Source organism: Kovacikia sp. CALU 1929 (assembly GCF_056784235.1).
Window position 1 is genome coordinate 26184 of the sequence record NZ_JBXBCF010000104.1, and the last position, 9388, is coordinate 35571.

Here is a 9388-nt window from a genome sequence, read left to right on the forward strand (position 1 = left end):
AAGCTATAGTGAGCGATTACCTTTTTGTAAAACGGAACGACATGGCTTCTTTGCCAAACTACCGACCCAAAAACCTTTCCCTAGGTCCCCTAGAGGCTGAGATCCTACAAATAATTTGGGAGCTGGGAACCGTTGCGGTGAAAGATGTGCATGACCGTATTCTGTCTAACCCAGAGCGAGAGTTAGCCTATACTTCTGTGACAACTGTGCTGCAACGGTTAGCCCAAAAAGGTTGGTTAGTCTCTGATAAACAAGGTAAAACACATTTTTGGCGGGCTTTGATTTCGCGGGAAGAGGCGCAAGCACTCCGGGCTTACGAGCAGTTGAACCAGTTTTTGGCAATTGGAAATCCTGATGTGGTGGCGGCTTTTGCTGACAAGCTGGATCAGGCGAGTGTTGAGCAAATTGAGGCGATCGCCGAGCGATTACGTGCCATTCGTAAAGCCAGGGAGGAACAATAATGCATCTCACCATTTTACTGGCAGCATTGGGGTTTTCCTGGTTAGTGCGACTACAACCCGTTGAATCGGATGGAAACTGGCAGGAACGCTGGCGGCGATCGCTGGCTCTGTTTTTGTTCTCGCCTGTGCTGCTACTGGCGACGGCAATTGCCCTACTTTGTATGGGTCCCTATGGGCAAATGGTGCGCTGGTGGGAGGGTTGGTTGAGCTATTCCCTGGCGATTTCATTTCTTGTCATTGCCATCACCTTGTTACTGAGATTGGCTGTAGAGGGTTGGCGATCGCTGCGTCAGGTTCAAACTTATCCCCAGTTTGCTTTAAGTGATACCCCTACTCGTCTGCTTGCTACTCCCATTCCTTTTATTGCCCGTATTGGTTTCTGGCAGTCAGAACTGCTGGTCAGTCAGGGTTTAATCGATACATTTGATGCAGACCACTTAGAAGCAGTCCTGACCCATGAGCAGGCTCATCATCACTATCGAGATACTTTCTGGTTTTTCTGGCTGGGCTGGTTGCGTAGACTTACTTGCTGGCTACCCCAAACCAAAATTCTCTGGCAAGAACTGTTGTTGCTACGGGAACATCGAGCAGACTGTTGGGCATCTCAACGAGTGGATACTCTCCTGCTGGCAGAGTCTTTGCTTCAGATGGTTAGCGCTCCAGAACTCTACTCTGAAACGATCTGTGCGGCGTTTAGTAGTGCTACACCCCAAACCCGTTTGGAAGAGCGGATTGAAGTCCTTCTATCCAGTCCCGAAGCCCCTCAGCAAACCCAGTCCTGGATTTGGGTATGGCTGGTTCTGGGATTGCTGCCACTACTGATCGTTCCTTTTCATTACTAATTCATTACTAAGAATTGCAGATTAAATAACTTCTATTTCTGATAAAAACTGTGGCTTGACGGAGTGGTTCCATCGGGGCAAAACCTCGTGCAATACAATCTGCATACTGTCCTTAACCTCTTCGGTCCCTTGCCCGTTTGGTAAATGTTATTGAGGATGATGGTCTAGAGGCAGAATAACACCGTCATCTGTTGCGGGGAGTGAAATCAGGGCAGTGAGATGCCTGTTCAGTCATGGTGGTGGTGGGATGTACAGCACATCTCAGATGGGCGTTTGTACTAAAAAAGTGGCACTTCGAGCAGGGGATTTTAATGGATTGGGTTGCGAAATCCTTTCTTTCTAACTTTTTGGAAAGTCCTTTAGCAAACGAAATGGTAATAGTACATAGAATGAAGAAACCGAAAAACAGGATCAGAAAAGACTCTGCGATCGCAGATGTATCCTTAAACAGTTTTGCTTCATCGGTAGTGGCGGCATCCGTCCGTACTTTAATCAGCTCTACTTTCTCAAGTGGATCATGTTTAAGTGAAGGATGTGTAAGTGAATCAATTTTAAGTGATTTAAGTGAACCAGTATTCATGCCTAGTCTGCGCTCCACCCTTTCATGCCTGATCAAATACTCGCTACCACTAACCTACTTCGCATAGTAGAAGACTTTGTCTCCCTAAAGAAGAGCCTATGGGATTCTAAAACGCATCTTTGGGTAGATTCTTGTGCATGGGAAGGTGTCTGAGCCGCTACTAAACAGAAACCGAAAGCAAAGTGGTATAACCCAAAAGGCTTGCCAGATAAAGACTCTCTACATTGAGACATACAAAACATCGCAGTTGATTGTCTCTGTAGGTGGATGCTTCAGTGCCACGATAAGTCTAAATTTTGTAGTAGCAAATTGATGAATCGCTGACATAACTTTCAGTAACGGTTCATCTTCCTCTGCTCTGTTCCATATTGACTTTTCTGATTGAGGCAACAGTCATGCTGAATACCATCTTTTATTTCGCAGCGGATGTTGCGACTGTTCACAAAACTCCTGCTATTAGCCTGGGAATGGCTCTGGTAGTTGGGTTCATTGCGGCGGCTGGTCTGGGTTCTATTGCCTGGTACAATTCAAAGCGACCCCTGGGTTGGGAAGATAAAGCGCGTCCTGATATTGTTCCAGATGTCGATAAGTGATTGTTTGGTTTCTGGTTGATTCGGTTAAATAAATTTCGTTTTAGGAGTAAGTTATGAGTTCTGATCAAGTCCAAAGCGACACCTACGATCGCGGTATTGTGCCTGCCGAGACTGCTGCCCGTAAAGAGCGCGAAGGCGAAGGTTACAAACAAGTGCCCGATTCTGAATCTGATCTGGATACCACGGGTGGCTATACCGTTGATAAAGAAGGGTTGATTGACAATTATGCCGTTGAACCTGAAATGTACTATGAGGTTCCTGGCGATCGCGCCCAGATCAAGGAAGCTGAAAAAGCAGCACGGGAAAGTGAACTACAAGACATTAATGACAATGATGAAAGTGGGTTGTTAACAGAAACTGAAGATAAGCGCGGTAAAGGTTCAGGCATCATCTAAGCCTTGGTTAAGCATTGATCGCAGACTCTCCTTAGATTCAGTTCCTTAAATCCCCGACTTCTCTAGAGAAGTCGGGGATGTTTGTCTGATTGCTTTGTTCCTTTGATGATTAAGGCGATTTCCAGGGGAAAACCACCCAATCATTGTAGGATGGGCAAAGGGGGCTTTACCCGTGCCCATCCGCTTCAACGTTCGGTGATGGCACGCACGCTTTGCCCATCCTACGCTGGCTTACAGCAATTTTCATTTGTGTCTGCCACACAGAACGTTGGTTGTGCCTTAATACAACAGCATTCATTGTGTGGCACTCGTCTAAAAACTGCTGTAGGTATAGTCTTTATCGGAAATCTCCTAAAGTCTTGAGATTACATTCAAAGCTTGCGCCGAACTTTGTACCAATTCCACTATGACATTCCGTTCTGGCGCAGTCCATGATCCTTCACGTTTGGCAACTTCCACCACGACATCCTGACCTTCCTGATGCACCCGATAAGTGGTGGTTGCCCAAGCTCCAGTTTGATAATCGAAACTGCGACCATCATCTTCATACAGGGTCCACTCGCCTGCACCGGGGGCAACTTTTAAGGTCATTTCAGCGATAGGATGCTCATCCACATACTGCACCACCGGCTGCATGGGGATCACCGCTCCCGCCTTGATATACATCGGCATTCGTTCTAAGGGAGCGTGTGCCAGGATATGGATGGGTCCTTCAAACCGTTCGTTGCTCCACCAGTCATACCAGGTTCCTGCTGGCAGATACACCGCCCGGTGTTCTGTTCCCGGATGGTAGATGGGAGCTGCCATGATAGACGGACCCAAAAATACCTGGTCGTGTAGAGCGTAGGTCTGAGAATCATCAGGGTAGTGGTACAGCAGCGGGCGCAGAATCGGTGCCCCAGTGGTTGCCGCTTCCCAAAACAGGCTGTAAATGTAGGGTAATAAGCGGTAACGCAGTTCAATATATTCCCGGCAGATGGCTTCGATGCGATCGCCAAACACCCAGGGTTCATGCTGGGCAGTATGGAAGGCAGAGTGACTGCGCATCAAAGGATACAGCATTCCCACCTGCATCCAGCGGGCAAACATTTCAGCGGTAGCGTTTCCGGCAAACCCGCCAATATCACAGCCGACAAAGGGCACCCCTGATAGACCCATATTGCACAGCATGGGCAACGACATTTCCAACTGATCCCAGAGGGATTGGTTGTCCCCCATCCACACCGATGACCAGCGCTGCACCCCAGCAAACCCCGATCGGGTCAGCACAAACGATCGCTCACCCGGTCGCAACTGTTTCAGCGCCTCATAGGAAGAGCGCGCCATATTTAATCCATATAGGTTATGGGCTTCGGCGTGGGTGGTTTGCTCACCGGGGGGACCCTGGGGTGCATCCATTGGGAACCAGATTTTGTTGCCGTACTCTCCAAAGGGGCGATCGTCCAGGGCAGGCTCGTTCATGTCATTCCAGATGCCTGCCACCCCTGCATCCGTCAGGGCTGTATGGTTTCCACTCCACCATTCCCGGACTTCGGGACGCAAAAAGTCGGGGAAAACGGCTTTTTCCGGCCATACATACCCATGAAACAACTCGCCATCGGCATTGCGCACAAAATAGTCATTTTCTAATCCCTGATCAAAGATGGCGTAGTCAGCTTCCGGTTCGTATTTCACCCCCGGATCGACAATCGCTACCGTGTGGAATCCATTTTCTTTCAGATTTGAAATTAACCCTTTTGGATCGGGAAATCGTTTGCGACTCCAGGTAAACACCCGGTATCCCTGCATGTAATCGATGTCGAAATGAATCACATCACAGGGAATGCGGCGCTGGCGAAATTCCTGCGCCAGTTCCTGGACGATCGCCTCAGACTCATAACTCCAGCGACACTGATGGTAGCCCAGGGACCACTTGGGTGGCAGGGGCATTCGTCCAGTCAATGCCGTATAGGTTTCCACGATTTGGGCTGGCTGGGGACCGTAGATGATGTAGTAGTCCAGTTCGGGTCCGCGAGTGTGCATTTGCCAGATACCGGGTTGGGTGGCACCCAGGTCAAACCGGCTCCAGAAGGTGGAATTGAGAAAAATGCCGTAACTCAATCCAGGGCGTAAACCGATAAAAAATGGGATTGCCTGATACATCTCATCCGTTAACGAGGTGTAATCCAGCGAATCAACTGTCCAGTTGGTTTTAATTTCTGCCAGCTTGTCCAGCAATCCACTGCGTTCCCCAAAGCCGTAGAAGTGTTCATTTGCCTCAATCTGCTTCCAGGCTGAAATGCCGCTGGCTGACCAGCCCATGCCCAAATCGGTGTCTTTGGCAAACATCTGCCCCTGCCCATCAAAACAGGCAATGCGGCAGGGATTGCGGCTGATTTGAACGGTCACTTGTGCGGTTTTAAGGGCGATCGCGGCTTCCCGCTCTTCCACCTCAAACTCAACCTCATCCCACTCCCCATCATCGCGGTTCACTGCCCATGATCGCCGGGGAAACAGTTCTCCACTGGGTGCAAGCCGAACCCGAATCAGATTTGGTGCTAACACCGTTACCAATAACTTTGAGCCTGTGCAGTAACAGCAAATGCCCCGGTCGGTCAGTTCAAACGATTGCACCGCCTCTAAAGTTGTCCAGGCTTGGGCGGTTTTTGGCAGTTTTCCAAAGTATTGCGGCATGTCGAATTATCCTTGCAGTAGCGACTCGGCACCATCAATCCAAATTTCTGTTCCTGAGATATGACTGGAAGCATCCGAAGCTAGAAAGAGCACTAATTGAGCAACCTGTTCCGAGGTTCCAGATTTCCCATCGGTTAAGGGAATGCGCCCTTCGGGAAATTCAACCGGTTCTTTTACGGTGTCCAGGTTGCGTTGCTGAGTATTTTCGTTAATGTCAGTTTCGATTGCTCCCGGACAAATGACATTCACTCGGATGCGATGCTCTGCTAATTCTAAAGCGATCATCTTTGTAAACGCCACCTGCGCCGCCTTGGAACAGGAATAGGCGGTTGCTCCAGTATTGCTGAAAATTCGCGTGCCATTTACAGAGGAAGTAATAATCACCGATCCTCCCTGCTGTTTTAGGTAAGGCACTGCATATTTAACCGTCAAAAATGTTCCCTTCAGATTCACTGTAATCGTTTGGTCCCATTCCTCTGGAGTCAGTTCTTCAATCGGTGCCCAAACTCCATTGATACCGGCGTTGGCAAACACAATATCAATTCGACCCAATTGCGACCCAATCTTTTGAATTGCCTGCTGCATTTGTTCAGGTTGGGCAATGTCAGCGATCGCACCTACTACTTCACCTCCACTTTGCTGAATCGTTTCAACAATGTCACGGTTCTCTTCTGGATTGCGATCGATCGCCCCAATTTTGGCTCCTTCCTTTGCCAATAGCAATGCTGTTGCTCGACCAATTCCTGAACCTGTGCCCGTAATCAACGCGACTTTTTGTTTCAGTTGCATGGTTTTATCCAGATTGATGAGTGCTACTCAAACACAGTTAAGATCCCCGGCTTTTTGGAAAAAGCCGGGGATCTAATTTACTCTTTATTTAATTCGATGGGTTTCCTTATTTGCCAGTCCTTCTTGAGAGTGTTCTAAACGCAATTCCCCATCGGGTTCCATTCGCTTCCAGAATGGGGTTTGTTTACCCACCGGACCTTTCGCTGGAGTGACACCCCCATCTACCAGCCATAGCGCTCCAGTGACATAGCTTGCCTCATCGGAAGCCAGGAATGCGTAAACATTGGCAATCTCTTCTGGGGTGCCGCGCCGTGCCATTGGAGTTGCCTGGATTAGCATGGTTTCCATTTGCTTGTCCATCGGACCTGTTTCCTTATGGGTCCATGCCGTATCAATGGCTCCTGGACATACACAATTCGCCCGAATCCCATACTTTGCCTGTTCGACTGCAACCCCCATCATGAATGAGTGCATCCAGGCTTTAGTGCCGCCATAGGGGGTATTTTGTGCCAATCCATTAAACCCGGCTTCAGAACCGGCTGAGACAATGTTGCCATTGGTTTTTTGTAGGTAAGGAATTGCAAACCTGGTCATCAAAAATGCCGAGCGAAGATTCATTTGAATCGTGCGATCGAAATCTTCGATTGGATATTGATCTATTTCGGCATTGGTTAAAAAGACACCCGCATTGTTAACTAGAACATCTAATTTGCCATAGGCATCGATCGCCGCTTTCACACAGGCTTGGGCATACACTTCATTAGAAATGTCGCCTGCATAGGCGATTGCAGTTCCGCCAAACTTGCGAATCGACTCCGCTACCGCTTCAACCGGATCATCGGGTAATCCATTCACCACAACCCTGGCACCTTGCCTGGCAAATTTATGGGCGATCGCTTCGCCAATTCCAGTTCCGGCACCTGTAACAATGGCTACCTTCCCTGCCAGCCGACCCTCTATTTGTTGTTTCACTGTATTGGTCATATGTTAATTTCCTATTCGCCCTGATCCCATGTTGATAAAGATGAAGGGACTTACCTCCATCTGTAGTGAGAGAAGCAAACTCCCCCTCCCGTGAGGTTCCCCCATAGAAATACTTCGTTACATTGCAAAGGAGATTAGTCAGAGGTTTTTTATGACTTATACAACATCAAATGTCGCGCCTGAACTGGTGAAAGCGTTTCAAACACTGGATGTGGATCAACAGCTTGCGCTGTTCTACTTCATCTATAAAGAAATGGGTAAATCCGTCACTCCTGCTGCACCAGGAGCCAGCACGGTTTCTCCAGAAATCGCTGAAGGAGTGTTCAACCAGACGAAGGAACTATCTTTTGAAGACCAGTTACAGCTTCAGCGGGATTTGATTCAGAACAAAGAAACTCAAATCACCCGTGAGTATGGGGCGCTAAGCGACACCACCAAGCTCCTGTTCTGGTATCGGTTGGCACAGGGCATGGATAGTGGAGAAATCATTCCGATGCCATCTGATTACCAGCTATCTGCTGAAGCAGAAACTCTGTTTGGACGGATTCAAGGGCTAGAGTTTGAAACTCAAATTACATTCTTCCGCGATATTGTATCGCCGATGGGTGTGGATCCCACGGTATCTGCTCGGCAAGGAGTTTAAGCTTTGTAGGAGGTGTTAGGTGTTAGGTGTTAAGTATTAGCAGAGAAAGGAACGTTGTGACCGGATTCTACCTTTGCTATTTGTCCTAACCCTTACCGTCATAACACCCACAACCAGAGCGATCGCTTGCAATCAAAAAAGGCGATCGCTCCCTGAATTTACCCCATCCCCTGCCCCCTCACCCCTCATTTATTCCCATGTCCCAAGAATTCAAAAAAGGCGATCGCGTCGAGTGGAAAACTTCTCAAGGCAAAACTGAAGGAGAAGTTGAAAAGAAGCTAACTGAGCCAACTGACATTAAAAAACATCATGTTGCTGCGTCTCAGGATAATCCAGAATATCTGGTCAAAAGCGCCCAATCAGGCAAAGAAGCTGCCCATAAACCGGAGGCGCTTAAAAAATTAGAGGATTAACCAGATTAGCATCATTTCAAGAAGTAGCCAGACATCAAGAAAATGTTCAAGAAATCAAACAATCTATCAATACGATGGTAGGTTACTTATCTAAAAATCAATAGCACTGACTTAAGACTAGACTTGAACGGAAATAAGGTAATCTGAGGGATGAATCTGAATCCCCGCAATACCGATGCTCAACTACCGCAAAGTTGAAGGCAAATCCTCTGTTTTGCCAAGCTTAACGGGACTGAATCAGTCAGAGTTTGAGACGTTACTCAAGAGCTTTGAGGTGGCTTGGCAAGCATACATTGAGCAAGAATATGTTCAAAAACCCCGTGCCCGTCGCTACGGGGGAGGACGGCATGCTGAACTATCCAGCAGTGCGGACAAACTGTTATTCATCCTGGTGTACTTCCGACTGTATCCCACCCAAGTGGTGCAAGGATTTTTGTTTGGACTTGGGCAACTCAAGCGTGCGAATGGATTCACAAACTGAGTCGAATCCTGAATCAAGCGCTGGGCTATGAGAAGCAGTTACCCGAGCGAAATCCAGCGCGACTAGAAGCTGTTTTGAGCGAGTGTCCGAGTTTAGAGTTTCTGATTGATGGGACCCAGCGCCCCATCAATCGCCCCAAAGACCCTGACCAGCAGGAGAATTATTACAGTGGCAGAAAAAAGCGTCACAGCGTCACAAATAATGTCATCAGTGAACGGAGCGGCAAGGTGGTGTTTTTGAGTGACACCTATTGCGGCAGGGTGCATGACAAAGCGATTTGTGATGGAGAGGAGTACCTGTTTCCAGAAGGCAGTACCTTATGGCAAGATACCGGATTTCAGCGGTTTGCTCCCCCTGGGGTGACGATTCGGCAACCGAAGAAAAAGCCGCGCGACCAATCGCTGAGTGAGGCTGACAAACAACGGAATCGAGAGATTGCCCAAGAACGAGTTGAAATTGAGCATCAGATTAGTGGCATCAAACGTTGCAATATTTTGGTGCATCAGTTTCGCAATCGCACCCCCTATTTTGTCG

At 48.3% G+C, this 9388-nt stretch carries 12 protein-coding genes; 8 read left to right on the top strand and 4 right to left on the bottom strand.

Annotated elements, in window-relative coordinates; translation table 11 throughout:
* Positions 1-41: 41 nt before the first annotated feature.
* Both AC1S52_RS29485 and AC1S52_RS29490 read left to right on the top strand, forming a co-directional pair.
* Positions 42-461, top strand: a complete 420-nt coding sequence (locus AC1S52_RS29485; RefSeq protein WP_482032626.1) for a BlaI/MecI/CopY family transcriptional regulator — start codon at positions 42-44, stop codon at positions 459-461.
* The gene (locus AC1S52_RS29490) at positions 461-1303 is read left to right on the top strand and encodes a M56 family metallopeptidase (RefSeq protein WP_482032627.1); all 843 of its coding nucleotides are present in this window, start codon (positions 461-463) and stop codon (positions 1301-1303) included. The genes AC1S52_RS29485 and AC1S52_RS29490 overlap by 1 nt, the downstream gene beginning before the upstream one ends.
* Before the next feature lie 184 nt (positions 1304-1487).
* Here AC1S52_RS29490 and AC1S52_RS29495 read toward each other — a convergent pair whose 3' ends face one another.
* Positions 1488-1883, bottom strand: a complete 396-nt coding sequence (locus AC1S52_RS29495; protein ID WP_482032628.1) for a hypothetical protein — start codon at positions 1881-1883, stop codon at positions 1488-1490.
* Between the two features lie 395 nt (positions 1884-2278).
* On the opposite strand from AC1S52_RS29495, the gene psb35 reads away from it, so the two are divergent.
* Both psb35 and AC1S52_RS29505 read left to right on the top strand, forming a co-directional pair.
* Positions 2279-2476, top strand: a complete 198-nt coding sequence (psb35, locus tag AC1S52_RS29500; protein ID WP_482032629.1) for a photosystem II assembly protein Psb35 — start codon at positions 2279-2281, stop codon at positions 2474-2476.
* A 53-nt stretch (positions 2477-2529) separates the two neighbouring features.
* Complete coding sequence (locus AC1S52_RS29505; protein WP_482032630.1) at positions 2530-2871, top strand: hypothetical protein; 342 nt, start codon at positions 2530-2532, stop codon at positions 2869-2871.
* Between the two features lie 351 nt (positions 2872-3222).
* Here AC1S52_RS29505 and AC1S52_RS29510 read toward each other — a convergent pair whose 3' ends face one another.
* The 3 genes from AC1S52_RS29510 to AC1S52_RS29520 form a co-directional block, all read right to left on the bottom strand.
* Entirely contained in the window at positions 3223-5544 is a 2322-nt protein-coding gene (locus tag AC1S52_RS29510) for a glycoside hydrolase family 31 protein (protein ID WP_482032631.1), read from the bottom strand.
* A 6-nt stretch (positions 5545-5550) separates the two neighbouring features.
* Positions 5551-6333 carry an SDR family oxidoreductase gene (locus AC1S52_RS29515; protein ID WP_482032632.1) on the bottom strand — a complete coding sequence of 261 codons (783 nt, stop codon included), beginning with the start codon at positions 6331-6333 and terminating at the stop codon, positions 5551-5553.
* An 84-nt stretch (positions 6334-6417) separates the two neighbouring features.
* Complete coding sequence (locus AC1S52_RS29520) at positions 6418-7317, bottom strand: SDR family NAD(P)-dependent oxidoreductase (RefSeq protein WP_482032633.1); 900 nt, start codon at positions 7315-7317, stop codon at positions 6418-6420.
* Between the two features lie 151 nt (positions 7318-7468).
* On the opposite strand from AC1S52_RS29520, the gene AC1S52_RS29525 reads away from it, so the two are divergent.
* From AC1S52_RS29525 to AC1S52_RS29540, 4 genes are all read left to right on the top strand, one after another.
* A complete protein-coding gene (locus tag AC1S52_RS29525) occupies positions 7469-7960 on the top strand; it encodes an orange carotenoid protein N-terminal domain-containing protein (protein WP_482032634.1) in 492 nt (163 codons plus the stop codon).
* A 197-nt stretch (positions 7961-8157) separates the two neighbouring features.
* Positions 8158-8373: a hypervirulence associated TUDOR domain-containing protein gene (locus tag AC1S52_RS29530; protein ID WP_482032635.1), complete on the top strand. Its 216-nt coding sequence runs from the start codon at positions 8158-8160 to the stop codon at positions 8371-8373.
* A 175-nt stretch (positions 8374-8548) separates the two neighbouring features.
* Complete coding sequence (locus tag AC1S52_RS29535) at positions 8549-8854, top strand: helix-turn-helix domain-containing protein (RefSeq protein WP_482032636.1); 306 nt, start codon at positions 8549-8551, stop codon at positions 8852-8854.
* A gap of 74 nt (positions 8855-8928) precedes the next feature.
* Positions 8929-9388 (top strand): transposase family protein (locus AC1S52_RS29540; protein ID WP_482032637.1); only part of this gene is annotated, 460 nt, incomplete at its 3' end.

Coding starts and splice junctions, on each gene's coding strand:
- AC1S52_RS29530 (WP_482032635.1), top strand. CDS start 8,158: ATGTCCCAAGAATTCAAAAAAGGCGATCGCGTCGAGTGGAAAACTTCT.
- AC1S52_RS29525 (WP_482032634.1), top strand. CDS start 7,469: ATGACTTATACAACATCAAATGTCGCGCCTGAACTGGTGAAAGCGTTT.
- AC1S52_RS29510 (WP_482032631.1), bottom strand. CDS start 5,544: ATGCCGCAATACTTTGGAAAACTGCCAAAAACCGCCCAAGCCTGGACA.
- AC1S52_RS29535 (WP_482032636.1), top strand. CDS start 8,549: ATGCTCAACTACCGCAAAGTTGAAGGCAAATCCTCTGTTTTGCCAAGC.
- AC1S52_RS29495 (WP_482032628.1), bottom strand. CDS start 1,883: ATGAATACTGGTTCACTTAAATCACTTAAAATTGATTCACTTACACAT.
- AC1S52_RS29515 (WP_482032632.1), bottom strand. CDS start 6,333: ATGCAACTGAAACAAAAAGTCGCGTTGATTACGGGCACAGGTTCAGGA.
- AC1S52_RS29520 (WP_482032633.1), bottom strand. CDS start 7,317: ATGACCAATACAGTGAAACAACAAATAGAGGGTCGGCTGGCAGGGAAG.
- psb35 (WP_482032629.1), top strand. CDS start 2,279: ATGCTGAATACCATCTTTTATTTCGCAGCGGATGTTGCGACTGTTCAC.
- AC1S52_RS29490 (WP_482032627.1), top strand. CDS start 461: ATGCATCTCACCATTTTACTGGCAGCATTGGGGTTTTCCTGGTTAGTG.
- AC1S52_RS29505 (WP_482032630.1), top strand. CDS start 2,530: ATGAGTTCTGATCAAGTCCAAAGCGACACCTACGATCGCGGTATTGTG.
- AC1S52_RS29485 (WP_482032626.1), top strand. CDS start 42: ATGGCTTCTTTGCCAAACTACCGACCCAAAAACCTTTCCCTAGGTCCC.